This is a genomic window from Pseudomonas sp. MWU12-2020, assembly GCF_023100605.1.
Lineage (GTDB): Bacteria > Pseudomonadota > Gammaproteobacteria > Pseudomonadales > Pseudomonadaceae > Aquipseudomonas > Aquipseudomonas fluorescens_H.
The window spans coordinates 41215-66026 of the sequence record NZ_JALMEX010000008.1 but is presented as its reverse complement, the minus strand read 5'-3'; the positions used below and the strand labels follow the sequence as shown (position 1 = coordinate 66026).

General features: G+C 61.9%; 24 protein-coding genes and 1 riboswitch. Of the genes, 17 read left to right on the top strand and 7 right to left on the bottom strand.

Annotation, left to right across the window (positions count from 1 at the left end):
* The first annotated feature begins 133 nt into the window (after positions 1-133).
* Positions 134-670 (top strand): C40 family peptidase, encoded by a 537-nt coding sequence (locus tag M0814_RS18845; RefSeq protein WP_027614054.1) that lies wholly within the window; start codon positions 134-136, stop codon positions 668-670.
* 129 nt (positions 671-799) lie between these two features.
* On the opposite strand, the gene M0814_RS18840 is transcribed toward M0814_RS18845, so the two are convergent.
* Positions 800-2113 carry a sorbosone dehydrogenase family protein gene (locus M0814_RS18840; protein ID WP_103485438.1) on the bottom strand — a complete coding sequence of 438 codons (1314 nt, stop codon included), beginning with the start codon at positions 2111-2113 and terminating at the stop codon, positions 800-802.
* A 66-nt stretch (positions 2114-2179) separates the two neighbouring features.
* Positions 2180-2764: a hypothetical protein gene (locus M0814_RS18835; protein WP_103485439.1), complete on the bottom strand. Its 585-nt coding sequence runs from the start codon at positions 2762-2764 to the stop codon at positions 2180-2182.
* A 164-nt stretch (positions 2765-2928) separates the two neighbouring features.
* Positions 2929-3159: riboswitch (cobalamin riboswitch) on the top strand.
* An 80-nt stretch (positions 3160-3239) separates the two neighbouring features.
* Between M0814_RS18835 and cobO the strand changes: the two genes are divergently transcribed.
* From cobO to M0814_RS18770, 14 genes are all read left to right on the top strand, one after another.
* Positions 3240-3851 carry a cob(I)yrinic acid a,c-diamide adenosyltransferase gene (gene cobO / locus M0814_RS18830; RefSeq protein ID WP_003223053.1) on the top strand — a complete coding sequence of 204 codons (612 nt, stop codon included), beginning with the start codon at positions 3240-3242 and terminating at the stop codon, positions 3849-3851.
* A complete protein-coding gene (locus M0814_RS18825) occupies positions 3848-5230 on the top strand; it encodes a cobyrinate a,c-diamide synthase (protein ID WP_103485440.1) in 1383 nt (460 codons plus the stop codon). The genes cobO and M0814_RS18825 overlap by 4 nt, the downstream gene beginning before the upstream one ends.
* Positions 5227-5877: a 5,6-dimethylbenzimidazole synthase gene (gene bluB / locus M0814_RS18820; RefSeq protein ID WP_103485441.1), complete on the top strand. Its 651-nt coding sequence runs from the start codon at positions 5227-5229 to the stop codon at positions 5875-5877. Before M0814_RS18825 ends, bluB begins: the two co-directional genes overlap by 4 nt.
* A complete protein-coding gene (cbiB, locus tag M0814_RS18815) occupies positions 5874-6782 on the top strand; it encodes an adenosylcobinamide-phosphate synthase CbiB (RefSeq protein ID WP_103485442.1) in 909 nt (302 codons plus the stop codon). Before bluB ends, cbiB begins: the two co-directional genes overlap by 4 nt.
* Complete coding sequence (gene cobD / locus M0814_RS18810) at positions 6775-7767, top strand: threonine-phosphate decarboxylase CobD (protein WP_103485443.1); 993 nt, start codon at positions 6775-6777, stop codon at positions 7765-7767. The genes cbiB and cobD overlap by 8 nt, the downstream gene beginning before the upstream one ends.
* Positions 7764-9215, top strand: coding sequence for a cobyric acid synthase (locus tag M0814_RS18805; protein ID WP_103485444.1), 1452 nt, complete (start codon positions 7764-7766; stop codon positions 9213-9215). Before cobD ends, M0814_RS18805 begins: the two co-directional genes overlap by 4 nt.
* A 228-nt stretch (positions 9216-9443) precedes the next feature.
* Positions 9444-9965 carry a bifunctional adenosylcobinamide kinase/adenosylcobinamide-phosphate guanylyltransferase gene (cobU, locus tag M0814_RS18800; RefSeq protein ID WP_003223063.1) on the top strand — a complete coding sequence of 174 codons (522 nt, stop codon included), beginning with the start codon at positions 9444-9446 and terminating at the stop codon, positions 9963-9965.
* Positions 9962-11017 (top strand): nicotinate-nucleotide--dimethylbenzimidazole phosphoribosyltransferase, encoded by a 1056-nt coding sequence (gene cobT / locus M0814_RS18795; protein ID WP_103485445.1) that lies wholly within the window; start codon positions 9962-9964, stop codon positions 11015-11017. The genes cobU and cobT overlap by 4 nt, the downstream gene beginning before the upstream one ends.
* On the top strand, positions 11014-11589 hold the full coding sequence (cobC, locus tag M0814_RS18790) for an alpha-ribazole phosphatase family protein (protein WP_103485446.1): 576 nt from the start codon (positions 11014-11016) through the stop codon (positions 11587-11589). Before cobT ends, cobC begins: the two co-directional genes overlap by 4 nt.
* Before the next feature lies 1 nt (position 11590).
* A complete protein-coding gene (locus M0814_RS18785) occupies positions 11591-12322 on the top strand; it encodes an adenosylcobinamide-GDP ribazoletransferase (protein WP_103485447.1) in 732 nt (243 codons plus the stop codon).
* A 174-nt stretch (positions 12323-12496) separates the two neighbouring features.
* A complete protein-coding gene (locus tag M0814_RS18780) occupies positions 12497-12901 on the top strand; it encodes a MarR family transcriptional regulator (RefSeq protein WP_007950413.1) in 405 nt (134 codons plus the stop codon).
* Positions 12902-12954: 53 nt separating this feature from the next.
* Positions 12955-14163, top strand: a complete 1209-nt coding sequence (locus M0814_RS18775; protein WP_103486115.1) for an MFS transporter — start codon at positions 12955-12957, stop codon at positions 14161-14163.
* Complete coding sequence (locus M0814_RS29095) at positions 14160-14285, top strand: hypothetical protein (protein ID WP_256616859.1); 126 nt, start codon at positions 14160-14162, stop codon at positions 14283-14285. Before M0814_RS18775 ends, M0814_RS29095 begins: the two co-directional genes overlap by 4 nt.
* Before the next feature lie 53 nt (positions 14286-14338).
* Positions 14339-14896 (top strand): redoxin domain-containing protein, encoded by a 558-nt coding sequence (locus tag M0814_RS18770; RefSeq protein WP_003223074.1) that lies wholly within the window; start codon positions 14339-14341, stop codon positions 14894-14896.
* Between the two features lie 202 nt (positions 14897-15098).
* On the opposite strand, the gene M0814_RS18765 is transcribed toward M0814_RS18770, so the two are convergent.
* The 3 genes from M0814_RS18765 to M0814_RS18755 all read right to left on the bottom strand — a co-directional run bounded on the left by M0814_RS18765 (position 15099) and on the right by M0814_RS18755 (position 17498).
* Positions 15099-16370, bottom strand: a complete 1272-nt coding sequence (locus M0814_RS18765; protein WP_003223075.1) for an outer membrane protein transport protein — start codon at positions 16368-16370, stop codon at positions 15099-15101.
* Positions 16371-16516: 146 nt separating this feature from the next.
* A complete protein-coding gene (locus M0814_RS18760) occupies positions 16517-16999 on the bottom strand; it encodes a hypothetical protein (RefSeq protein WP_103486114.1) in 483 nt (160 codons plus the stop codon).
* 274 nt (positions 17000-17273) lie between these two features.
* Positions 17274-17498, bottom strand: coding sequence for a hypothetical protein (locus tag M0814_RS18755; protein ID WP_003223079.1), 225 nt, complete (start codon positions 17496-17498; stop codon positions 17274-17276).
* Between the two features lie 1010 nt (positions 17499-18508).
* Between M0814_RS18755 and M0814_RS18750 the strand changes: the two genes are divergently transcribed.
* Both M0814_RS18750 and rmuC read left to right on the top strand, forming a co-directional pair.
* The gene (locus tag M0814_RS18750) at positions 18509-18832 is read left to right on the top strand and encodes a hypothetical protein (RefSeq protein WP_080593230.1); all 324 of its coding nucleotides are present in this window, start codon (positions 18509-18511) and stop codon (positions 18830-18832) included.
* A 175-nt stretch (positions 18833-19007) separates the two neighbouring features.
* Positions 19008-20372, top strand: a complete 1365-nt coding sequence (rmuC, locus tag M0814_RS18745) for a DNA recombination protein RmuC (protein WP_177434747.1) — start codon at positions 19008-19010, stop codon at positions 20370-20372.
* Positions 20373-20485: 113 nt separating this feature from the next.
* On the opposite strand, the gene M0814_RS18740 is transcribed toward rmuC, so the two are convergent.
* Positions 20486-23956, bottom strand: coding sequence for a PAS domain-containing hybrid sensor histidine kinase/response regulator (locus M0814_RS18740; RefSeq protein WP_103486112.1), 3471 nt, complete (start codon positions 23954-23956; stop codon positions 20486-20488).
* A gap of 222 nt (positions 23957-24178) precedes the next feature.
* Positions 24179-24721 carry a TetR/AcrR family transcriptional regulator gene (locus M0814_RS18735; RefSeq protein ID WP_003223085.1) on the bottom strand — a complete coding sequence of 181 codons (543 nt, stop codon included), beginning with the start codon at positions 24719-24721 and terminating at the stop codon, positions 24179-24181.
* Positions 24722-24812: the final 91 nt, after the last annotated feature.

Sequence of the window (24812 nt, the reverse complement as noted above, 5' to 3'; positions counted from 1 at the left end):
TACTTGAAGTTTGCCGCGTAGCCGCTAGAATCCTGTATCTATATTGATGGCAAACCGCCTGCGTGCTCCGCAGGCGGTTTTGTTTCTGTCCATTTGGCAGAGAAAGCCGCAGCCAGATCAGGATGTTCTGCTTATGACGATGTCGGCCCGCCTCACAGTGATCTTCTTCGCAGCGCTGCTCAGTGCCTGCGCCAGCCGCACTCCGCCGCCTGCGCCCGTCGTACGCGCCCCGGTGGTGTTCGGGCCTTCCCAAGCTTTTTCGCCTGCTGCTGAAGACGTGCTGTTTCGCGCGCTGGGCCTGGTCGGCACGCCTTATCGCTGGGGCGGCAACACACCAGACTCCGGGTTTGATTGCAGTGGCCTGATCGGTTTCGTCTACCGCGATGCCGCCGGTATCTCGTTGCCGCGCTCTACCCGCGAGATGATCGTGATGCAGGCGCCGAATGTCGGCAAAGAAGGGTTGCAGACCGGCGACCTGATCTTCTTTGCCACCAATGGCGGCTCGCAGGTCAGCCATGCGGGGATCTACGTCGGGGAAGGGCGTTTCGTGCATGCGCCGGCGACGGGCGGCACGGTGAAGCTGGACAGCCTGTCAAAGGCGTACTGGCAGAAGGCGTATCTGAGTGCCAAGCGGGTGTTGCAGCCGGAGCACCTGGCGCATAACCCGTAAACGCTGAAAATCTAAATGTGGGAGCGGGCTTGCTCGCGAATGCGGTGTGTCATTCATCCATGATTTTGAATGACCTGACGCTTTCGCGAGCAAGCCCGCTCCCACATTTGTTATGTGTCGGGCCCTGATTTATTTAGCGGACGACACCCGCCAAACCTTGTTCCCCACATCATCCGCCACCAGCAAACCACCTTGCTGGTCGATCACCACGCCCACCGGGCGGCCAAGTGCGCTTTCGTCCTTGTCGAGGAAACCGGTCAGCACATCCACCGGTGCTCCGTTCGGCTTGCCGGCGGCGAACGGTACGAAAATCACTTTGTAGCCACTGTGCGGTTTGCGGTTCCACGAGCCGTGCTGGCCGATGAAGGCGCCCTCCTTGAATTGCGCCGGCAGGCTGTTGCCATCGGCGAAGGTCAGACCCAGTGAAGCGGTGTGCGGGCCAACGGCGTAGTCCGGGGCGATGGCCTTGGCCACCAGATCCAGATTCTGCGGCTTCACCCGCACATCCACGTGTTGACCGTAATAGCTGAATGGCCAGCCGTAAAAACCGCCGTCCTTGACCGAGGTGATGTAGTCCGGCACCAGGTCGCTGCCGATTTCGTCACGCTCGTTCACCGCTGTCCAGAGCGCACCCGTGGTGGGTTCCCAGGCAAGACCGTTGGGGTTGCGGATGCCCGAGGCGAAGATCCGGTGGTTGCCAGTGGCGCGATCGACTTCCCAGATCGCGGCGCGACCTTCTTCTTTATCCAGACCATTCTCGCCGACGTTGCTGTTCGAGCCGACGGTGACGTACAGCTTGCTGCCGTCCTTGCTGGCGATGACGTTCTTGGTCCAGTGGTGGTTCAGCGTGCCGCCCGGCAGGTCGGTGACCTTGATCGGCTGCGTCTTGATCTCGGTCGCGCCGGGTTCGTAGTGGAAGCGCAGCAAGCGATCGGTGTCAGCGACGTACAGGTCATTGCCGACCAGGGTCATGCCAAACGGCGAATTGAGGTTTTGCAGAAACACCGTGCGCGTTTCGGCCACGCCATCGTGGTCGGCGTCGCGCAGCAGGGTGATGCGGTTCGGGCTGGGCACGCCAGCACCGGCCTTGCCCATGACTTTCTTCATCACCCAGCCACGAATGCCGGCGCTGTCATCGGGTTTCGGTGGGGCGTTGGTTTCCGCCACCAGCACGTCGCCGTTGGGCAGGACATAGAGCCAGCGCGGATGGTCGAGGCCTTCGGCAAACGCTGCCACTTGCGTGCCGGCTGCGGCGGTCGGTTTGCCGCCGGCGGGCCAGCCGATCGCCGGGGCGATGTTCACCGTCGGGATCAGGGTTTTGTTCGGTTCAGGCAGTTTCGGTGACGGGCCGGTGCCGTCGGAAACTTGCAGGCTGGAGGATTCACCACAGGCGGCGAGCCCTCCGGCGAGGGCGATGACGAGAGCGAGTTGGGTTTTGCGCATTACTGATCTTCCCTATGAATGCATGCCTAATCATAGAGGAGTGTGCGCACCCGATGGTTCAACCGCTCAACCGCGGGCCTCTTTGAACAGCACGGCGATGCCCGGGTGATAGTTGCCCGCTTCGCTGCGCAATTTGCGGTAGGCGTAGGGGAAATACCAGGCCACAGCGCAGCAATGTTCCTTTTGCAGGTCGTCGACCATGTCCTGCAACTCTTCGGGGCTGGCGCTATGCTGGGCCTTCTGCGGGGCGACGAACAGGCAGCCGAGCTTGAGGTCGCTGGCAAAACTGATGCGTTTGGCGTCGCTGGTGATCTCCAGCAGGGCCTGGGTCAGGTTGAGGTTGTTGACTCGCGGCCAGCGCTGGGTCGCCTGAAGGTAGGCGCGGTCTTCGGCCCCGGCGATGAACAGGTCGGCGCGGGCGTTGCGTTCGCCGTCCTCGTTCTGTTTGCGCGTGGCGGTATCGCAAAGAGTCACCAGCTCGGCCATCCATGCCGCCGCGGAGAGCAGTCCGAGATTGGCTTTCTCGTCATGCCAGTAAGGGGTGTCGTTGTCGCCGCGTACAGCGTTGTAGCGGTCGATACAGTCAAACCAGCGTTCAAGCATCGGGCGCAGGAATTCCAGGCGCGGGTTGCTGATGATCATGCCTTGCATCGTCATCATCCTTATTGTTGTGATGTGCTTTTTCAACCAAAAGCATGGCTTTTTGATATCACTTGTCTCAGTGTGGCACAAGATTGGCGTCAGATAATTGATCGGCGGCAGTTATTCGCCCGACGGCCCCCTCTTTAATTGACGCTCCACCCCCAACCCTCTAACCTTCGCGGCTTGTTTCAGGTGCTCTGTGACCTGTGTCGACAGAGTGAAACAGGGAAGCCGGTGAGGGTTGTCTTCAGGCGAAGAACGATCACGATCCCGGCGCTGCCCCCGCAACGGTAAATGAGTGAAAACTGTGCATTGAGCCACTGTGTCGTAGACGCGGGAAGGCGCGCAGTCAGGCGATTCGCCGCTCATGAGCCCGGAGACCGGCCTGATCCATCCAGCGGCATCACGGTGGGCGATGCCAGGCTTTTTGCCGTCTATTCTTGTGCCTGCCCGCCGTTATCCAGCCTCAACGGAGAGCTCCCCCATGACCGATTCCCCCGAGCGCGACGAACGCCATCTGGCGCGTATGCAGCGCAAAAAAGCCGTGATCGACGAACGCATCGCCAATTCGCCTGACGAATGCGGCCTGGTGCTGGTGTTGACCGGCAATGGCAAAGGCAAAAGCAGCTCGGCGTTCGGCATGCTCGCCCGCGCCATGGGCCACGGCATGCAGTGCGGCGTGGTGCAGTTCATCAAAGGCCGCAACAGCACGGGCGAAGAACTGTTCTTCCGCCGCTTCCCCGAGCAAGTGCGCTTTCACGTGATGGGCGAGGGCTTCACCTGGGAAACTCAGGATCGCCAACGTGACATCGCTGCTGCCGAAGCCGCGTGGGCCGTGTCCCGCGAGTTGCTGCGCGATCCGTCGATTGGCCTGGTGGTGCTGGACGAGCTGAACATCGCGCTCAAGCACGGCTACCTCGATCTGGATCAGGTGCTCAGTGACTTGCAGGCGCGTCCGCCGATGCAACACGTGATCGTCACCGGTCGCGCGGCCAAGCCGGAAATGATCGAGATGGGCGATACCGTCACCGAAATGGGCATGCTCAAACACGCCTTCCAGGCCGGCATCAAAGCGCAGAAAGGCGTCGAACTTTGAATCAACCACGTCACTGCCCGGCGGTACTGATTGCCGCACCGGCCTCCGGTCAGGGCAAGACCACCGTCACCGCCGCGCTCGCGCGCTTGCATCGCAATCAGGGGCGCAAGGTGCGCGTGTTCAAGTGCGGCCCGGACTTTCTCGACCCGATGATTCTCGAGCGCGCCAGTGGTGCGCCGGTGTATCAACTGGACATGTGGATGGTCGGCGAGCAGGAAAGCCGCCGCCTGTTGTGGGAAGCCGCCGCCGAAGCCGATCTGATCCTGATCGAAGGCGTGATGGGCCTGTTCGACGGCACGCCGTCCAGCGCTGATCTGGCGCGGCATTTCGGCGTGCCGGTACTCGGCGTGATCGACGGCACCGCCATGGCCCAGACCTTTGGCGCGTTGGCGTTGGGGCTGGCGCGTTATCAGCCGGATCTGCCGTTCGCTGGCGTGCTGGCCAACCGTGTCGGCACTTTGCGTCATGCGCAATTGCTCGAAGGCAGCCTCACCGAAGGTTTGCGCTGGTACGGCGCATTGTCCCGGGAAACCGGGATCGAGTTGCCGAGCCGCCATCTCGGCCTGGTGCAGGCCAGTGAACTGAATGATCTGGATCTGCGTCTCGACGCCGCCGCCGAAGCCCTGGCCAGCAGTTGCGAGGTAGCGCTGCCACCGGCCGTGGCATTCGCCGCGCCCGAAGTGATCCCTGCTGAACCACTGCTCGATGGCGTGCGCATTGCTGTCGCTCGCGATGAGGCTTTTGCCTTCACCTATGGCGCCAGTCTCGATCTGCTGCGGGCGATGGGCGCCGAGTTGAGCTTCTTCTCGCCGATCCGCGATACCCAATTGCCTGCGGCCGACAGTCTGTATCTGCCCGGTGGTTACCCGGAATTGCACCATGTCGCGCTGGCGCAAAACACCGCGATGCTCGACGCGATCCGTGCGCACCACGCCGCCGGCAAACCGCTGCTCGCCGAATGTGGCGGCATGTTGTATCTGCTCGACGCGTTGACCGACGTTGACGGCACCCGCGCCGAACTGGTCGGGCTGCTGCGCGGTGAGGCGGTGATGCAAAAGCGTCTGGCGGCACTGGCACTGCAAGCGGTGGATTTGCCGGAAGGTTCGTTGCGCGGTCACACCTATCACCATTCCCTGACCAGCACCGAGCTGACGCCGATTGCCCGAGGCCTGAGCCCGAATGGCGGGCGTGGGGCGGAGGCGGTTTATCGGCAAGGGCGGATGACGGCGTCGTACGTGCATTTCTACTTTCCGTCGAATCCTACGGCTATCGCGGCACTATTTGCACCAGATCTCGAGGCCGCTTTCGCGAGCAAGCCCGCTCCCACATTGGATCACCTAACCCCTGTGGGAGCGGGCTTGCTCGCGAAGAGTCCATGACCGACAACACATTCTCCGAAGCCGAGCGCCAAGCCGTCTACCGAGCCATCGCCGAACGCCGCGACATGCGCCACTTCACCGGCGGCACGGTCGACCCGGAGCTGCTGCGCCGCCTGCTCGAAGCCGCGCATCAGGCGCCCAGCGTCGGCCTGATGCAGCCATGGCGCTTCATCCGCATCAGCGATCGCGCCTTGCGCGGGCAGATTCAGCACCTCGTCGAAGAAGAACGCATCCGCACCGCCGAAGCCCTCGGCGAGCGCAGCGATGAGTTCATGAAACTCAAGGTCGAAGGCATCAACGACTGCGCCGAAGTGCTGGTCGCAGCGCTGATGGACGATCGCGAAAAACACATTTTCGGTCGTCGTACGCTGCCGGAAATGGACATGGCCTCGCTGTCCTGCGCGATTCAGAATCTGTGGCTGGCGTCTCGTGCCGAAGGGCTGGGCATGGGCTGGGTGTCGCTGTTCGAACCGCAGGCACTGGCCGACCTGCTGCAGTTGCCGGCCGGGGCCAAGCCGCTGGCAGTGTTGTGCCTGGGCCCGGTCAAGGAATTCTATCCGGCGCCGATGCTGGTACTCGAAGGGTGGGCGCAGGCGCGTCCGCTCAATGAGTTGCTGTACGAAAATTATTGGGGAGTGAGTCAATGAGTGTGGCGTTGTTGAGTGTCGCCGCGGTCGCGCTGGATGCGCTGCTGGGTGAACCGAAACGCTGGCATCCGCTGGTGGCGTTCGGCAATTTTGCCGGGCGCATCGAGCGCCGTTTCAATGCGGGCGGGCGCGGCTGGCGCAGTCATGGGGTCACCGCGTGGGTGATCGCCGTGTTGCCGCTGACCTTGCTCGCCACCGCGTTTTCCTGGGCACCGTACGTGGGCTGGATCGTCGAGATTCTGGCGCTGTATTGCGCCCTCGGCATGCGCAGCCTCGGTGAGCATGTCGCGCCGGTAGCCGCCGCCTTGCGCGCTGATGATCTGCAAGAGGCGCGCAAACGCGTCGGCTATCTGGTCAGTCGCCAAACCAGCGAACTGGACAGCACCGCCGTCGCTCGCGCCGCGACTGAATCGGTGCTGGAAAACGGCAGTGACGCGGTGTTCGCCGCGCTGTTCTGGTTTGTCGTGGCCGGTGCGCCGGGCGTGGTGCTTTATCGCCTGAGCAATACCCTCGACGCGATGTGGGGCTATCGCAACGAACGCTTCGAGCGCTTCGGCTGGTGCGCGGCAAAAATCGACGACGTGCTCAACTACATTCCGGCCCGGCTGGTGGCGCTGACCTACGCGCTGCTGGGCAACACCCGACTTGCCTGGAAATGCTGGCGCAATCAGGGGCCGCAATGGGACAGCCCTAACGCCGGTCCGGTGATGGCGGCTGGCGCCGGTGCATTGGGTGTCGAACTGGGCGGGCCAGCGATCTATCACGGCGAACTGCACGAGCGTCCACAACTGGGTGAAGGTCCGCCAGCCGATGCCGATTCGATTGATCGCGGCTGGCAATTGGTCCAGCGCGGGGTATGGTTATGGCTGCTGATTCTTTGCGTGGGGGCTGAATTCTATGCTTGAGCACGGTGGCCGGCTGCGCAAGGCTGCACTCGATTACGGGATTGCCGAGGCTGACTGGCTCGACCTGTCCAGCGGCCTCGCGCCGTGGCCATTTGCAGTGCCGGAGATTCCGTTGCGCGCCTGGGCACGCTTGCCGGAAACCGATGACGGGCTGGAGCAGGCCGCGTGCGATTACTACGGCGCCTCGCAGGTGCTGCCGGTGGCCGGTTCGCAAATGGCGATCCAGTTGCTGCCGCGTTTGCGCCGCGCCGGCAAGGTCGGCGTGTTGTCGCCGTGTTATGCCGAGCACGCCGAAGCCTGGCGCCGCAGCGGTTACATCGTGCGCGAAGTGCTGGAGCAGGAAGTCGAATTCTTTCTCGACAGCCTCGACGTGCTGGTGGTGGTCAATCCGAACAACCCGACAGGCCTGAGCCTGACCCCGGCGCGGCTGCTCGATTGGCACGCGCGGCTGGCTCAGCGTGGCGGCTGGCTGGTGGTCGATGAAGCGTTCATGGACAACACGCCGCAGCTGAGTCTGGCGCCGCATACCAGCCAGATTGGTTTGATTGTGCTGCGCTCGTTCGGCAAGTTTTTCGGTCTGGCCGGGGTGCGTCTGGGCTTTGTGCTGGCCGAGCGCAAATTGCTTAGATTGCTCGCCGAACAGGTCGGACCCTGGGCGGTCAGCGGGCCGACACGGGTGCTCGGTCAGGCCTGTCTGCAAGACACCGAAGCGCACACCCGGCAACGTATTCGCAGCGATGAGGCCAGTGAGCGTCTGGCGCTGCTGCTGGAGCGCTACGGCTTCAAACCCCACGGCGGTTGCGCGTTGTTTCAGTGGCTGATCACCGAGCACGCGGCGGCGCTGCACGAATTCATGGCCCGGCGCGGCATCCTCCTGCGCATCTTCGTTCACAACAGCAGTCTGCGTTTCGGTCTGCCCGCCAACGCCGCTGAAGAAGCGCGTCTCGAAAACGCGCTGCAAGCCTTTGCCAAGGAAATGAAATGACCACCCTGATGGTGCAAGGCACCACTTCCGACGCCGGTAAAAGCACGCTGGTGACAGCGCTGTGCCGCTGGGCCACCCGTCAGGGTGTGGCGGTGGTGCCGTTCAAACCGCAGAACATGGCGCTCAACAGCGCGGTGACCGCCGACGGCGGCGAGATCGGCCGGGCGCAGGCGGTGCAGGCGCAAGCGGCGCACCTCGAACCGCACACCGACATGAACCCGGTGCTGCTCAAGCCCAACAGCGACACCGGCGCGCAGGTGATCATCCATGGCCGCGCGGTCACCAGCATGAACGCGGTGGCGTATCACGACTACAAAGCCATCGCCATGCAAGCTGTGCTCGCGTCGCACCAGCGACTCAGCGCAGCGTATCCGCTGGTGATGGTCGAAGGCGCTGGCTCGCCGGCCGAGATCAATCTGCGTGCCGGTGAAATCGCCAACATGGGCTTTGCCGAAGCGGTGGATTGCCCGGTGCTGCTGATCGCCGACATCAATCGCGGCGGCGTTTTCGCTCATCTGGTCGGCACGCTTGAACTGCTGTCGCCGAGCGAGCAGGCGCGGGTCAAGGGCTTCATCATCAACCGTTTTCGCGGTGACATCGCCTTGCTGCAACCAGGCCTCGACTGGCTGGAACAGCGCACCGGCAAACCGGTGGTCGGCGTGCTGCCGTACGTGATGGATCTGCACCTGGAAGCCGAGGACGGCATCGACCAGCGCCAGACCGACAAGGCCGAGCAAGTGCTGAAAGTGGTGGTGCCGGTGCTGCCGCGCATTAGCAATCACACTGACTTTGATCCGCTGCGTTTGCATCCGCAGGTCGATCTGCAATTCATCGGCCCGGGGCAGGCGATTCCGGCTGCCGACTTGATCATCCTGCCTGGCTCGAAAAGCGTGCGCAGCGACCTCGCGTATCTGCGCGCCAATGGCTGGGATGCGGCAATCAATCGGCACTTGCGTTATGGCGGCAAGTTGCTGGGGATTTGTGGCGGTCTGCAAATGCTTGGCGAACAAGTACACGATCCGCTGGGCCTGGAAGGCGCGCCGGGATCCAGTGTCGGTCTGGGTTTGCTGGCGTTCGAAACCACGCTGGAAGCCGAGAAGCAATTGCGCAATGTACGCGGACGTCTGGCGCTGGAAAACGCCGAGGTCAGTGGCTATGAAATCCATGCGGGCGTGACGGTGGGGCCGGCGCTGGAGAACCCGGCCGTGCATCTGGATGACGGCCGTTGTGACGGTGCGCAAAGTCTGGACGGGCAGGTGTTCGGCACCTATCTGCATGGCTTGTTCGAATCACCGCAAGCCAGTGCCGCGTTGCTGCGCTGGGCCGGGTTGAGTGATGTGCAGGAGGTGGATTACCACGGCTTGCGCGAGCGCGATATCGAGCGGCTGGCGGATCTGGTGGAGCAGCATCTGGATACCGGGCTACTGCGCCAGCTCTGCGGGATTTAGGCTGGCTGTTACGGCCTCTTCGCGAGCAGGCTCGCTCCCACTTTGGAACGCATTCCCATGTGGGAGCGAGCCTGCTCGCGAAGGGGCCGGTTGCCTCAATACATAAATGACAGGACATCTCCATCCTCCACAGGGGAGTGAGGTGTTTCAGCCACTGCGGTCACTGTGGGAGCGGGCTTGCCCGCGAAGAGGGCGATTGCCTCAACACATAATTTTCAGGATGTCCCCATGCTCCAATTGATCCTCGGCGGCGCCCGCTCCGGCAAAAGTCGCCTAGCGGAAAAACTCGCCAGCGCCAGCCATCTGGCGGTCACTTACATCGCCACCAGCCAGCCGCTGGACGGCGAGATGAATGAACGCGTCGCCCATCACCGCGCGCGGCGTCCGGCCGAATGGGCGCTGATCGAAGAGCCGCTGCAACTGGCCCGTGTCCTGCGTGAAAGCGCCAGCGCCGAGCGTTGCCTGCTGGTGGATTGCCTGACCCTGTGGCTGACCAATCTGCTGATGCTCGATGACGCCGCGCGACTCGCTGCCGAGCGTGAAGCCCTGCTGGACTGCCTGGCGTCATTGCCGGGAGAAATCATTTTTGTCAGCAACGAGACCGGAATGGGTGTCGTGCCGCTGGGCGAATTGACTCGCCGCTACGTCGATGAAGCCGGTTGGCTGCATCAAGCTCTGGCCGAGCGTTGTCAGCGAGTCGTCCTGACCGTCGCCGGCCTGCCCCTGACCCTGAAAGGACCTGCGTTATGACCCAAGCGTGGTGGTTGAACCCGTGCCAATCCGTGAATGCCGAGATCGTTGAACAGGCGGCGGCGCGCCAACAGCAACTGACCAAACCGGCCGGCTCCCTCGGTCGCCTCGAAACCGTGGCGGTGCAACTGGCTGGATTGCAGGGGCAGATCAAACCGACGATTGAACAGGTGTGGATCGCAATTTTTGCCGGCGATCATGGTGTGGTCGCGGAAGGTGTTTCCGCGTTCCCGCAGGAAGTCACCGGGCAGATGTTGCTCAACTTCGTCAGCGGCGGTGCGGCAATCAGCGTGCTGGCGCGGCAGCTCGATGCGCGTCTGGAAGTGGTCGATCTGGGCACCGTGACACCGACGTTGAATCTGCCGGGTGTGCGTCATCTGAACATCGGCCCGGGCACAGCGAACTTCGCCAAGGGCGCGGCGATGACCCGGACGCAGGGCGAACTTGCGTTGCAGGCCGGTCGTGACAGCGTGCTGCGGGCCAAAGCTGCTGGCGCACAGTTGTTCATTGGCGGCGAAATGGGCATCGGCAACACCACCGCCGCCAGTGCGCTGGCCTGTGCCTTGCTCGACTGTCCGGTGGTGCACTTGACCGGTCCCGGTACCGGGTTGAATGCCGAGGGCGTCAGCCATAAAGCGCAAGTGATCGAGCGCGCACTGGCGCTGCACGCGGCGCAGCGTGGTGATGCGCTGCAAACCCTGTTCAACCTCGGCGGTTTTGAAATCGCCGCACTGGTCGGCGCGTATCTGGCCTGTGCGCAGGAAGGCGTCGCGGTGCTGGTCGACGGCTTTATCTGCACGGTCGCTGCGCTGGTGGCGGTGCGGCTGAATCCGGCCTGCCGCGAGTGGCTGCTGTTCGGCCACCGTGGCGCCGAGCCGGGCCATCGTCACGTGCTGGAAACCCTCAACGCTGAACCGCTGCTGGAGCTTGGCTTGCGTCTGGGTGAGGGCAGTGGGGCGGCGTTGGCCGTGCCGTTGTTGCGTCTGGCCTGCGACCTGCACGGGCAAATGGCGACGTTCGCCGAAGCCGCGGTGGCGGATCGTCCGGCATGACGTTGCGTCTGGACCTGCTGCGCCACGGTGAGACTGAACTGGGCGGCGGTTTGCGCGGCAGCCTCGATGATGCGCTGACTGAAAAAGGCTGGGCACAGATGCGTGCCGCCGTGGTGGCAGGTGGGCCGTGGGACCGGCTGGTCAGTTCGCCGCTGCAGCGGTGTGCGCGGTTTGCTGCCGAGTTGGGCGAGCAACTGAATCTGCCGGTTCATTTGGACAAGGATCTGCAGGAATTGCATTTCGGTGCCTGGGAAGGGCAGAGCGCAGCGGCGTTGATGGAAACCGATGCCGAGGCGCTGGGGCTGTTCTGGGCCGATCCGTATTCGTTCACGCCGCCGCAGGGTGAGCCGGTCAGCGATTTTGCTGAACGTGTGCTCGGTGCGGTGGCGCGTTTGCATCAGGCCTATGCCGGCGAGCGCGTGTTGCTGATCAGTCATGGCGGCGTGATGCGCCTGCTGCTGGCGCAGGCGCGTGGTTTGCCGCGAGAGCAGTTGCTCAATGTCGAAGTCGCGCATGCTGCGCTGTTCGCGCTGAGCGTCGAAGCCGATGGCGCGCTGAAGGAAGGTCACTGAGATGTTGCCACTGTGGATCGCTCTGCAATTTCTCAGCAGCTTGCCAATTCGTCTGCCGGGGATGCCGCAGCCGGAACAGCTCGGGCGTTCGCTGTTGTTTTATCCGCTGGTGGGGCTGCTGTTCGGGGTGATCCTCTGGTTGTTGAATCTGGCATTGGCTGGCGCGCCGTTGCTGCTGCATGCGGCGCTGTTGCTGACGGTGTGGGTGCTGCTCAGCGGGGCGCTGCACCTCGATGGTCTGGCTGACAGCGCCGATGCCTGGCTCGGTGGCTTCGGTGATCGCGAGCGCACGCTGACGATCATGAAAGATCCGCGCAGCGGGCCGATTGCCGTGGTGACGCTGGTGTTGGTGTTGCTGCTGAAGTTCTGCGCGTTGCTGGCGCTGATCGAGCAAGGGCATGCGCTGATGTTGCTCATCGTACCGCTGCTCGGACGTGCGGCGTTGCTGGGGCTGTTTCTGACCACGCCGTATGTGCGAGCGGGTGGGTTGGGGCAGGCGTTGGCTGATCATTTGCCGCGCCGGGCCGGTTGGTGGGTGCTAGGGGCGAGTGCGCTGGCCTGCTTGCTGATTGCCGGGGTGACAGCGATTGTTGCGCTGGTTGTCGCGTTCGTTGGGTTTGTCTGGCTGCGGCAGGTGATGATGCGGCGGTTGGGCGGGACTACGGGCGATACGGCGGGGGCGTTGCTGGAATTGCTGGAAATGGCGGTGTTGGTTGGAGTGGTGTTGGTCTGAGATATTTCTATGACAGTACCGGCCTCTTCGCGAGCAAGCCCGCTCCCACATTTGGAATGCATTCCCCTGTGGGAGCGGGCTTGCTCGCGAAGGCGGTGTGTCAGACGCCACAAAGCTTATTGATAAACTCATGTGTAACTTGATTTAACATAGTCGCGGGTATATACACGCATCATGCTTCCTTCTCAGTGTTTGTGCACCAACCTGCGTCGCGCCGCTCGTGGCGTCAGCAGGCATTACGACGGCGCTCTCGACGGCTTCGGGATCAACGTTGCCCAGTATTCTTTGCTGTGCAATCTGCAGCGCCTGGATCAACCGAGCATCTCGGAACTGGCCGAAGCCATGGGCCTGGATCGCAGCACCCTGGGGCGCAATCTGCGGGTGCTCGAAGGTGAAGGTCTGGTGGCGCTGGCCGAGGGCGAGGACATGCGTAATCGCATCGTCCGGCTCACCGAAACCGGTGCACAGCGCCTTGCGGCGGCCCTGCCGGCCTGGGAAGCGGCGCAACAGCGATTGATCGATCGGCTGGGCGCCGAGAAGCGTGAAACCTTGCTGCGACTGTTGGACGAACTGGCCTGAAGGCCGGTTTTTCCGGTTTTAAGCGGGTATATACCCGCGAACGGAGAATAACAATGACATCGATGTGGCGTACGTGCGGTTGGGTGTTGCTGGGAAGTGCGCTGATTCTGGCGTTGTCATTGGGCGTGCGGCACGGCTTCGGTCTGTTCCTGTCGCCGATGAGTGCGCAGTTCGGCTGGGGGCGCGAAGTGTTCGCCTTCGCCATAGCCCTGCAGAACCTGATCTGGGGCCTGGCGCAGCCGTTCACTGGCGCGCTGGCTGACCGCTTCGGTGCGGCGAAAGTGGTGTTGGTCGGCGGCGTGCTGTATGCCGCGGGTCTGGTGTGCATGGGCTTGTCCGATTCAGCGCTGACCCTGTCGCTGAGTGCCGGTCTGTTGATCGGTATCGGCCTGTCTGGCACCTCGTTCTCGGTGATTCTCGGTGTGGTTGGGCGTGCCGTGCCGCCGGAAAAACGCAGCATGGGCATGGGCATCGCCAGTGCCGCCGGTTCGTTCGGCCAGTTTGCGATGTTGCCGGGCACGCTGGGTTTGATCGGCTGGCTCGGCTGGTCGGCGGCGCTGCTGGTGCTTGGCCTGCTGGTGGCGCTGATCGTGCCGCTGGTGAGCATGCTCAAGGACAAGCCGCTGCCGGTGCTGGGCCACGAGCAAACCCTGTCCGAAGCGTTACGTGAGGCCTGCTCGCACTCGGGTTTCTGGTTGTTGGCGTTCGGCTTCTTCGTCTGCGGTTTTCAGGTGGTGTTCATTGGCGTGCATTTGCCGGCCTATCTGGTTGATCAGCATCTGCCCGCCACGGTTGGCACTACGGTGCTGGCGCTGATCGGACTGTTCAATATCTTCGGCACTTACACCGCCGGCTGGCTCGGCGGCCGTATGTCCAAGCCGCGTCTGCTGACGGCGTTGTACCTGTTGCGGGCGGTGGTGATCGTGCTGTTTCTGTGGCTGCCGGTGACGACGACCTCGGCGTACCTGTTCGGCATGGCCATGGGCTTCCTGTGGCTGTCGACGGTGCCATTGACCAACGGTACGGTGGCGACCTTGTTTGGCGTGCGTAACCTGTCCATGCTCGGCGGTATCGTGTTCCTGTTCCATCAGCTCGGCTCGTTCCTCGGCGGCTGGCTGGGTGGGGTGGTGTATGACCGTACCGGGAGTTATGACTTGATCTGGCAAGTGGCGATTCTCTTGAGCCTGCTGGCGGCTGCGCTGAACTGGCCGGTGCGCGAGCGTCCCGTGGCGCGTCTGCAACCGGCTGTCGGCGCCGTATGAAGCGTTCCTGGCCGCGAATCGCCTTCATCGCACTCGGCGCGCTGTTGCTGGCGCTGGTGTGGTGGGGCTGGCATCAGGGCGGGCTGGCGTTGATGCAGTTGGGCATGGGCGCTTGCTTGTAGGCTTGGAGGGCGAGTAACGTCGATGTCTGATAACCGCATCAAGGATGCCCGACATGTTCATGCGCTGGTGTGCTGTACCCGCGTTGTTGATGGCGTTGACCGGACTGGCCCAGGCCGCTGATTGTCCGGAGGCGCTGCAAGGTTCGTTGCCCAAGTTGCGCGCCAAGGAATCCGTCGATCTGTGCCAGCGTTACGCTGGCAAACCGCTGGTGGTGGTCAATACCGCCAGTTTCTGCGGCTTCGCCCCACAGTTCGAGGGCCTCGAGGCGCTCAATCAGCACTACAAGGCGCAAGGCCTTGAAATGCTCGGCGTACCGTCCAATGACTTCAAGCAGGAGTCCAAGGACAGCGCCGAAACCGCCAAGGTCTGCTACGCCAATTACGGCGTGACCTTCACCATGACCGAACCGCAGAAAGTCCGTGGCGACGACGCTACTCATCTGTTCAAGGTGCTGGCCGAGCAGAGCAGCGCGCCGAAGTGGAATTTCTACAAGTACGTGATTGATCGTCAGGGCAAGGTGATCGCGAATTTCTCCAGCCTGACCAAACCCGACGATCCGGAGTTTATTGCGGCAGTTGAAAAGGCCATTGCCTCAAAACCTCTCAACTGATAACACACGCTTTTTGTGGGAGCGGGCTTGCTCGCGCAGGCTGCGCATCATTCAGCACTTGTTCTGGATGTCAGACCGCATTCGCGAGCAAGCCCGCTCCCACATTTGATCTGTGGTGTCTGAACAGGCACAAAAAAGCCCCGCTTTCTGCAAAGAGAGCGGGGCTTTTCAATGGGCGAGGGGTTAGCCTCGCCGTGCAGCATCAGAAGCGGTAAGTAGCGCCGACACCGAAGCCGTTTGCCGAGTTTTCATACTTGGCGTCGTAGGTCTGGCCACGATCGTTTTCGTTGTGGACTTTGATCGCTTCTTCCTTCAAGTACGAGTAGGCCACGTCGATGGTCAGCGCTTCGGTTGGGCTCCAGCCGGCACCGATGCTGAAAATGGTCCGGTCGCCAGTAGGGATACGTGGCGAACGGTCGACGTTGTTGGTCGGCGACTGGTCGAAGGTCAGACCGGTACGCAGTACCCATTCCTTGTTCAGCTGGTACGAAGTACCCACGGCGTAGGCCCAGGAGTCGTGCCAGTTCTGTTCTTCGGTGATCTCGCCGAACTGACCGGCCAGCAGCGGCTGCACGCCCGAGTTTTCAACGGTGATCTTTTTCAGCTGGCTCCAGCGCGTCCAGGTGGAACCGGCGTAGACGTTCCAGCGGTCGTTGATCGCTTGAGTAACCGAGAAGTCCACAGATTCAGGCGTGGTGATCTTCAGCGAAGCGTCGTACTTCTGCTCGGCACCCAGACCGAGAGCGCCCAGCACGCCGTAGTTGACCTTGGTGTTGCCTTCGAGCTTGTAGTCGACTTTCGAGTGGTAGGTCAGACCCAGACGGGTGGTGTCAGTGGCCTGAACCAGTACGCCGATGTTGTAGCCCAGCGCAGTGTCGTCACCCTTGATCTTGACCTTGCCGTCCGGCGCAGCCTGGGTAATCGACAGGTTGGATTCCAGCGTGCCGTCGATGCGGTTGATGGTCGGACCGAAACCTACCGACACCACGTCGTTGAACTTGTAGCTGACAGTCGGCTGGAAGGTGATGACCTGGACTTCGGACTTGCTGCCGAAGTAACGGCCGGCAAAGCCTTTTTCGTAGTCGGTAATCAGGCCGAACGGCACGTACACGCCGAGGCCAAATGCCCAATGCTCGTCGATCGGTTTGACGTAGAAGCCCATAGGTACGGAGGTGAAGGGCACCATGTCGCCTTTGTTGCTGCCGCCGTTCGGGCTGGAGCTGGCGTCTTTGATATCGGTTTTGGCATCGAGGAATGCAACGCCGCCAGTGACTTGTTCGCTTGTGAGGCGCGACATGCCGGCAGGGTTACCGTAAACAGTGCTTGCGTCGTCGGCAGAAGAAGATCGCCCGGCATAACCAGTGCCCATGCCGCTGATGCTGTGTTCGTTGATGGCAAAGCCAGCTGCGAAGATCTGGGTGGATGCCAAGGAAACGGCGAGGCTAATGGTGGTTTTGAGCATTACTTTTTTCATTATTAGAACTCCTGGTGATCACCGGGGCGAAAATTACCAACATTTTCGTTCCAGCGCTATAGTCCGTATAGCCTGAGTTAGAGCGGTTTTGTAGGACAATCCGACCAGAATCCTGACCTGTTGGCCGATCTTTGGAAACTGCAGGGTCAACATGCGACCTGATTCACAGGTGAAACACAGGTGTGCCAGGCGAAAGTAAAGTCGCGCAGGCGGCCTTGGGGCTGGAAGGTCTGGCGCCAGATTCGCGCCATGCCCAGCAGGTCATCGGCGTCGGGGAGCTGAGTGTTTTGTTCTTCGACCAACAGCCAGGCAATGGCGGTGGCGTAACGCAGGTTGACGGTCAGTTCGAGGTGCGGGCCGCTCAAAAAAGCATGTTGGCTGGCGAGGCCGCGAACCAGGCTTGCGCGTTCCGGATCGAGTGCCAGGTAATGGTCCCAGAGAGCCTGATGGCGGTGCTCGGCAATCCGGTAGAGGCCGTGGCCACGGCGGTCATGCAGGGCGGAGCCGAGGGCGGATTGGCTGGCGGCGATCCCCAGCAGCAGGGATTCGGCAGTTGCGCAGTGGCGTCCCAGATAGATCAGTGTGGGACGGATCACGTAGCGGCACAGTTCGCTGGCAGCGATACCCATAATGCCCTCGATTCTTGTAATTGGGCGGCGATACCTGAAGGGGCCTTGGCAGCGGTGGATCGAATCAGGCTCGCCGAAAGCGGATCAAGCCGCTTGAGTTGAAGTGTAGTGTCATATTCGCGACGTAAAGGCCTGTTTTTAAAATATTTCCAGCCGCGAGCCAAAAGCGTTATATCCGATGGTGCTTAGGCGCGGAGGGCTAAAAGCGAAACATCGGGCAATAAAAAGCCCCGCATTTTGTGCGGGGCTTTTGCTTTTGCAGCCTTTTCGGCTCTCAGGCAATCAGGGCCTGACGTGTACGATCGATCACGGCCTGCAGCGGTTCGGCGCTGGAGTATTGATCGGGGTACAGACGCTCGCTGTGGCGAGCGATCCCGTGTTCATTGACCACGGTGAAGCTGAAGCAGCCTTTGCGAGCGGCCATGATCAGGCAGTTCATTGGGGCAAAAGCGTTGGTTAGGGTGCGAATGGCATCCTGAGTATGGATTTGAGTAGACATAGTTATTAGGTGTTCCTACAAATGACACGGATAAGAACCGTGCAACGTTAAAACGTTCCAGTAATGTCGACCACCGTTGGTCGAACAAAGAACCCGACTGGAACAAAGCAGCCAGTTTGAAGCGCTATTAAGTTGGCGCGCTTGGGCTGGCAGGTAGGTACTTAGGAGGACAGGCAACACATCAAGGGCAAAGGTTCTGGGCCCGGGGTGAAGATCCTGATCAATTTGCAGGCTGGTTCGGTCAGAGTAAGTGGTCTTCGCAACACCCTTTGCATTCATTCAAAGGCAGTGTCGGCGCAAGATTTACCTGGAAACCATCGAGGGGTCGTTCCCGCTTTTTTCGGTGAAGGGCTTCTTGGAAGAAGGTTGACCGTGGGGATGTGTTCGACCGGAATTGACTTTCAGCTTGGTACTAACGCCGCGGATAGTAACGGAACGTCTTGGGCAATGCAAACCCGGCGGCAAAAAAAGATTTCGGTCTGTGGTGCAGATCAAGGGTGACAGGGCTGGCCCCTTCGCGAGCAGGAGAACGGGGGCCGATTGTGGGAGCGAGCCTGCTCGCGAAGGGATCACCCCGGTCAACCGCCGGTCGCCACAAAAGCGTGCAGCCATCCCCATCACCAACCCGCTTATCCCCAGCCCGAGAAGCAAAACGACCCGAAAAAGCGCATCGATATAACCGGGTAACAGGTACTTGTGCACATTAGTTGCGCAGACCGTAACCCCACTGTCATATCAATCCTGACCCCGGTAGCTGCCTGCATCAAAAGTTTAAGTCAATGAAAAATATCGTCTTTTTTTGTTGGTGAAAAAATCGTCAGTTTGACTGCGGGCCCCATTCCACAAGGCTTTGCGCGAGTTCGGGAGCGGTTGTCCACTGAGTTATCCACAGCTTCTGTGGATTGTCCCTAGCGCTTGCTCTAGCACGGGCGTGCCGGGTTTTTTTTGACTTTACCTGTACGAAAAAGAGAGTAGAGTGGCGCGCCCTCAGATCTGTCCCACAGTGTTTTATGAAGTTTCGCTCAGTATCAGGCTCTGTTACCTCCGAACACCCTCGTGTTACCTCTCCCAAGCGATTTTCCGTGCGTGTGGCCGAATGGCTGCTCGACAGCCCGCGTCTGGGCGATAGCCGCAATGCCAAGCATCTGGCGGGGCGTCTGCTCAAGCAACCGGCACGCGAAGGCGTGGTTGCGGCGCAAAGTCGTCTCGGTCAGTTGATGTGCCGCGAGTGCGGCAATGCCCGGGATCGGCGCATCGGTCAGGATCTGTTGCGTCAGGCCGCCCGCGCCGGTGACCGTCGTGCACAACAGGAACTCGGTCTGCTCGAAGACTGAGCTGTCCAACGTCCCACGCCTTGGTTAACCTTCAGGCTTTATCGGATCGGCAGGAGTGGCTATGGCTATGGACTTGACCAGCGTGTTGCTGGGTCTGGCGGGCGCGGGATTGCCGCTGCTGGCACTGGCCTGGCAACTGCAACGGCGGGCCAGCGACCGGCAAGCCGAGGTCGCCTTGCTCGAAGAGCGTCTGACCATGGCGCAACTGGCGCAGGACGGGCTCAACGCCCAGCTTGAGGCAAGCCGCGATGAAATCGTCGACCTCGGCCAGGCCAATGCCGCCAAGCAGGCGGAGCTGGCTGCACTGCGCCGCGAAGTCGAGCTGCTGCAGATCGAGCGTGATGACGCCCGTGACGCTTCGCACGCCTGGAACATCGAGCGCGCCAACAAAGAAGCCGAATTGCGTCGCCTCGACGCGCAGGCTGCGTCGCTCAACGCCGAATTGCGCGAGCAGCAGGAAAGCCATCAGCAACGCCTCAACGACCTGCAAGGCTCGCGCGATGAGCTGCGCGCGCAGTTCGCCGAACTCGCCGGGAAGATCTTCGATGAGCGTGAACAGCGCTTTGCCGAGACCAGTCAGCAGCGCCTCGGCCAGTTGCTCGATCCGCTGAAAGAGCGCATCCAGTCCTTCGAAAAACGCGTGGAAGAGAGCTATCAGGCCGAGGCTCGCGAGCGCTTCTCGCTGGCCAAGGAGCTGGAGCGTCTGCAGCAATTGAACCTGCGCCTGAGTGACGAAGCGACCAACCTGACCCGTGCCCTCAAAGGCCAGAAGGCCCAGGGCAACTGGGGTGAGCTGATTCTTGAGAGGGTGCTCGAACACGCGGGTCTGGAGAAGGGCCGTGAGTACCAGACCCAGGTCAACCTCAAGGGGCCGGATGGCGAGCGCTTCCAGCCGGACGTGATCATTTACCTGCCGGGCGACAAGCAGGTGGTGGTCGACTCCAAGGTCAGCCTCACGGCGTATCAGCAGTACGTTGCCGCTGAAGACGACACCCTCGGCCAGATCGCGATCAAGCAGCACGTGCTGTCACTGCGCAGCCATGTCAAAGGCCTCGCAGGTAAGGACTACAAACGTCTGGAAGGTCTGCACAGCCTCGATTTCGTCTTGCTGTTCGTGCCGATCGAAGCGGCATTTTCCGCGGCTTTGCAAGCTGAGCCGACGCTGTTTCAGGAGGCGTTCGACCGCAACATTGTCATCGTCAGCCCGACCACGTTGTTGGCGACGCTGCGGGTGATCGACAGCCTGTGGAAGCAGGAGCGGCAGAGCCAGAACGCGCGGGAAATCGCCGAGCGTGCCGGCTGGCTGTACGACAAATTCGTGCTGTTCATTCAGGATCTGGACGAAGTCGGCAATCGCCTGCAACAGCTGGACAAGGCTTACAGCTCGGCGCGCAACAAGCTCACGGAAGGGCGCGGCAACCTGGTCAGTCGCAGTGAACAGCTCAAATTGCTCGGCGCGCGGGCCAGCAAGAGTTTGCCGGCGGATCTGCTGGAGCGGGCGATGACCGATGTCGATGGGCTGGTCGAACTCCCGGAATAACCCGAAGAGCTTCGCGAGCAGGCTCGCTCCCACAGTGAAATGCATTCCAAAGGTGGGAGCGGGCTTGCTCGCGAAGGCGTCAGCGGTAGCGCTGCAACACTCAAGTCGAACGGTTACAACGGCACATACCGACTCAACAACGCTCGCAACGCCGCCGGTTTCACCGGTTTGGCCAGATAATCCAGCCCCGCCGCATGCACCTGCGCCACCGTCTCCGGTCGGCCATCAGCGCTGATCACCACGCCCGGTACCGGTTCGCCCAATGTGGTGCGTAGCCACGCCATCAGCTCGGTCCCGGTATCGCCGTGATCGAGGTGATAGTCGACCAGTGCCAGTTGCGGTCGCACACCCTCGTTCAGCAACGCCGCGCATTCCTCGCGATTGCGCGCTGTCCAAACCTGACAGCCCCAACGGGTCAGCAGGCTGTTCATGCCAATCAGAATGCTGTCTTCATTGTCGATGCACAGCACTTGCGCGCCGCTGAGCAGCTTGCCGTTCAACTCCACCGCAGTTTTCTGTGGCAGCGATTGCGCCCGGGCCAGCGGCACACTGACACTGAACACACTACCGCGCCCCGGCCACGAACGGACGCGCAGGGTATGGCCGAGCACGCGACACAAACCGTCGGCAATTGCCAGGCCCAGACCCAGGCCCTTCTCGGCGCGGGTCTGATGGCTGTCGAGGCGTTTGAATTCCTCGAAAATCACTTGTTGCTTGTCTTCCGGAATGCCCGGCCCGCGATCCCAGACTTCCAGACACAGCTCGCCATCGCGCCGACGCACGCCCAGCAGCACCGGGCCCTTGGCATAGCGGAAGGCGTTGGTGAGGAAGTTCTGCAGAATCCGTCGCAGCAGCTTGATGTCGCTGTCGATGCGCAACTGGCTGCCGCGCACACGGAACTTCAGGCCTTGTTCCTGCGCCAGCGCCTTGAATTCGGCGCCGAGCGTATCGAACAGCTCATTGAGCGCGAACGGCTTGGGATCGGGGTTGATCTTGCCGTTTTCCAGGCGGGATATATCCAGCAGGTCGCTGATCAGGTCTTCTGCCGAACGCAGCGAACTGTCGAGGTGTTGCACCAGTTTCTGCGCCTCGCTGCTCAAGCCGTCGTCCTGATGGGAGAGGGCGGCAGAGAACAAGCGAGCGGCGTTCAACGGCTGCATCAGGTCATGGCTGACAGCGGCGAGGAAGCGGGTTTTCGACTGGTTCGCCGCCTCGGCATGGCCCTTGGCTTCGGTCAGTGCGACGTTGAGTTGCGACAGCTCCTGCGTGCGCTCGCTGACCCGTTGTTCCAGGCCTTCGTTGGCCTCGGTCAGCGCCTGCTCGGCTTCGCGGAACGCGGTAATGTCAGTGAAACTCATGACGAAACCGCCACCAGGCATCGGGTTGCCGATCAGCTCGATCACCCGGCCGTTGGGGAACAAACGTTCGGAAGTGTGCGCGCGGCCCTGACGCATCCAGTGCAGGCGTCGGGCGACGTGGACTTCCGCCTCGCCGGGGCCGCACAAGCCACGTTCGGCGTTGTAGCGAATGATGTCGGCAATCGGCCGGCCGACGCTGATCAAGCCATCCGGGTAGTTGAACAGCTCCAGATAGCGGCGGTTCCAGGCCACCAGTTTCAGCGACTGGTCGACCACGCTGATGCCCTGGGTGATGTTCTCGATCGCGCCTTGCAGCAGCGCGCGGTTGAACTGCAGGACTTCCGAGGCTTCGTCAGCGATACGGACGACGTCCTCCAGCTGCATTTCCCGACCTTCGATGGCGGCTTTTACTACGGCGCGCGTCGAAGAAGCGCCGAGCACGCCGGCCAGCAAGCGTTCGGTGTGGGCGATCCATTCGCCATCGGCGTTCTGGTTCGGATTGAAGCCTTTGCCCTGGCGGTAGGCGAAACGAATGAAGCTCTGCCGCGCACGTTCTTCGCCGACAAAGCGCGCCGCCAGTTGCAGCAAATCATCGATCTGCACCGCCAGCATCGAGCGCGCACTCGGCCGCGCGCTGATTTCCTGACCAATGAAGCGCCCGGCCTGCCAGTGTTCCGAAACCCGCGTGCGCGACAGCACCGAGACCCAGGCGAACAACGTGAAGTTGCCCGCCAGCGACAGCACCACGCCTTGCGTCAGCGGGGTGATCGGCAGGTTCAGCGGGTTGCTGTGCAGCCACGCCAGACCGGGAAAAGTGCTCAGCGACCAGCCTAGGCTGTGGGCGGCAATCGGCAGGATCAATGTGTAAAACCAGAGGAACGTGCCCGCCGCGAGACCGGCGAACACCCCACGACGGTTGGCCTGTTTCCAGTACAGCGCGCCGAGCATCGCCGGGGCCAGTTGGGTGACAGCGGCAAAGGCGATCTGGCCGATGGTCGCCAGGCTCGCGGTGGAGCCGAGCAAGCGGTAGCTGACGTAGGCCAGCAGCAGAATCAGCACGATGCTCACCCGGCGTACCGAGAGCATCCACTGGCGGAACACCTCGAACGGGCGCTCGGCGTTGTTGCGCCGCAGCAACCACGGCAACAGCATGTCGTTGGAGACCATGGTCGACAGCGCCACGCTGGCCACGATCACCATGCCGGTGGCCGCCGACGCACCGCCGATGAACGCCAGCAACGCCAGGGCCGGATGGGCCTGGGCCAACGGCAGGCTGATCACGAACGAATCCGGAAGCACGTGACTCGGCAGCATCATCTGCCCGGCAAGGGCGATCGGCACCACGAACAGCGCGGCCAGCGCCAGATAGGCCGGGAACACCCACTTGGCCAGGCGCAGGTCCTGCGGGTCGATGTTCTCCACCACCGTGACGTGAAACTGCCGCGGCAGGCAGATGATCGCCATCATCGCCACCCCGGTTTGCACCACCATCGACGGCCAGTTAATCGTTTCCTTCCAGTACTCCTCGAGGCGCGGTGCGAGCATCGCCTGATTGAACAGGTCGTCAAAACCGTCGTACAGCCCGTAGGTCACGAACGCGCCGACGGCGAGAAAGGCGAACAGCTTGACCAGCGATTCAAACGCAATCGCCAGCACCATGCCCCGGTGGTGCTCGGTGGCGTCGAGGTTGCGCGTACCGAAGACGATGGTGAACAGCGCCAGTACCAGCGACACGATCAGTGCGGTGTCCTGGGCGCGGGTGCCCATGGCGTCGGCACCGGCGCCGATCAGCAGGTTCACGCCGAGCACGATGCCTTTGAGTTGCAGAGCGATATAAGGCAGGACGCCGACCAGACAGATCAGCGCTACCACCACCGCCAGCGATTGCGATTTGCCGTAGCGCGCGGCGATGAAGTCGGCAATCGAGGTGATGTTTTCCTGCTTGCTGATCATCACCATTTTCTGCAGAACCCACGGTGCGCCCAGCAACAGCAGGATCGGCCCGAGGTAGATCGGCAGGAATGACCACAGCTGTTCGGCCGCCTGACCGACCGCGCCGAAGAACGTCCAACTGGTGCAATAAACCGCCAGCGACAGGCTGTACACCCACGCGCGCATCCGCGGCGGCAATGGCGCGCTGCGACGGTCGCCGTAGAAGGCGATGGCGAACATGATGGCCATATAGGCGAGGGCGACGGCGGCGATCAGCCCGGTGGACAACGACATGCAACACTCCCGACAGAAGACTCCCCGGCAGTCCTGCCCGGGCGGACAGTCTCGCATGAGTGCGGCGGTTAGTCAGTGTCGACCAAGGTCGTGGCGTGGCGGGGTGTCGCAGGTTTGAAACCGGGTGGTTCTGAGGTGAATGGTCGGGCCTCTTCGCGAGCAGGCTCACTCCTACAGGTGGAACGCATTTCAATTGTAGGAGTGAGCCTGCTCGCGATAGCGTCAGTCCTGTTTCAACGCCATATCGATCAACCGATGCAGTTCATCCACCTCCAGCGCCGCCGCCGCAAACAGAATCCGGAACACCACCGGCGCCACCACCAGATTGATCAACCGATCGACACTCGGCGCTGGCTCGTCTGGGTGACGCTCGATGATGGTCTGCAACTGCGCGCCAATGATCGTCACGCAATAACCCGGCGTGGCGCTGGCCTGCACGTCGCGCATCATGTTGCGCCCCGGCTCCGAACTCATTTCGTCCAGATACTGCTCGGCCCAGGCGCGGATATCACCGCGCAGGTCACCGGTCACGGCCGGTTCGCTGTCGGGGCGCATGCGGGCGAGGGCGACGTCCGCCAGCAACGCCGTCAGATCGCCCCAGCGCCGATAGATCGTCGAAGGCGTGACCCCGGCCCGCGCAGCGATTTGCGGGACGGTCACGGTGCTGCGCTCCTGTTCTTGCAGAAGCGCGCGGACTGCCGAATGAATCGACTCTTGCACCCGGGCACTGCGGCCGCCGGGGCGTAAACCTTCTTTAATAGCCATGCGCCAGACCTTAACACAAAGAATTTGCTTTAAGCCAAAGCCGAGAGCACACTCCGCAAAAGCAAAAAATTAGCTTTTGCGGAGTATGCCC

Bases quoted from the DNA above. Each gene is read 5' to 3' on its own strand.
- M0814_RS18845 (WP_027614054.1), top strand. From the start codon at position 134: ATGACGATGTCGGCCCGCCTCACAGTGATCTTCTTCGCAGCGCTGCTC.
- M0814_RS18840 (WP_103485438.1), bottom strand. From the start codon at position 2,113: ATGCGCAAAACCCAACTCGCTCTCGTCATCGCCCTCGCCGGAGGGCTC.
- M0814_RS18835 (WP_103485439.1), bottom strand. From the start codon at position 2,764: ATGCAAGGCATGATCATCAGCAACCCGCGCCTGGAATTCCTGCGCCCG.
- cobO (WP_003223053.1), top strand. From the start codon at position 3,240: ATGACCGATTCCCCCGAGCGCGACGAACGCCATCTGGCGCGTATGCAG.
- bluB (WP_103485441.1), top strand. From the start codon at position 5,227: ATGACCGACAACACATTCTCCGAAGCCGAGCGCCAAGCCGTCTACCGA.
- cbiB (WP_103485442.1), top strand. From the start codon at position 5,874: ATGAGTGTGGCGTTGTTGAGTGTCGCCGCGGTCGCGCTGGATGCGCTG.
- cobD (WP_103485443.1), top strand. From the start codon at position 6,775: ATGCTTGAGCACGGTGGCCGGCTGCGCAAGGCTGCACTCGATTACGGG.
- M0814_RS18805 (WP_103485444.1), top strand. From the start codon at position 7,764: ATGACCACCCTGATGGTGCAAGGCACCACTTCCGACGCCGGTAAAAGC.
- cobU (WP_003223063.1), top strand. From the start codon at position 9,444: ATGCTCCAATTGATCCTCGGCGGCGCCCGCTCCGGCAAAAGTCGCCTA.
- cobT (WP_103485445.1), top strand. From the start codon at position 9,962: ATGACCCAAGCGTGGTGGTTGAACCCGTGCCAATCCGTGAATGCCGAG.
- cobC (WP_103485446.1), top strand. From the start codon at position 11,014: ATGACGTTGCGTCTGGACCTGCTGCGCCACGGTGAGACTGAACTGGGC.
- M0814_RS18785 (WP_103485447.1), top strand. From the start codon at position 11,591: ATGTTGCCACTGTGGATCGCTCTGCAATTTCTCAGCAGCTTGCCAATT.
- M0814_RS18780 (WP_007950413.1), top strand. From the start codon at position 12,497: ATGCTTCCTTCTCAGTGTTTGTGCACCAACCTGCGTCGCGCCGCTCGT.
- M0814_RS18775 (WP_103486115.1), top strand. From the start codon at position 12,955: ATGACATCGATGTGGCGTACGTGCGGTTGGGTGTTGCTGGGAAGTGCG.
- M0814_RS29095 (WP_256616859.1), top strand. From the start codon at position 14,160: ATGAAGCGTTCCTGGCCGCGAATCGCCTTCATCGCACTCGGCGCGCTG.
- M0814_RS18770 (WP_003223074.1), top strand. From the start codon at position 14,339: ATGTTCATGCGCTGGTGTGCTGTACCCGCGTTGTTGATGGCGTTGACC.
- M0814_RS18765 (WP_003223075.1), bottom strand. From the start codon at position 16,370: ATGAAAAAAGTAATGCTCAAAACCACCATTAGCCTCGCCGTTTCCTTG.
- M0814_RS18760 (WP_103486114.1), bottom strand. From the start codon at position 16,999: ATGGGTATCGCTGCCAGCGAACTGTGCCGCTACGTGATCCGTCCCACA.
- M0814_RS18755 (WP_003223079.1), bottom strand. From the start codon at position 17,498: ATGTCTACTCAAATCCATACTCAGGATGCCATTCGCACCCTAACCAAC.
- M0814_RS18750 (WP_080593230.1), top strand. From the start codon at position 18,509: ATGAAGTTTCGCTCAGTATCAGGCTCTGTTACCTCCGAACACCCTCGT.
- M0814_RS18740 (WP_103486112.1), bottom strand. From the start codon at position 23,956: ATGTCGTTGTCCACCGGGCTGATCGCCGCCGTCGCCCTCGCCTATATG.
- M0814_RS18735 (WP_003223085.1), bottom strand. From the start codon at position 24,721: ATGGCTATTAAAGAAGGTTTACGCCCCGGCGGCCGCAGTGCCCGGGTG.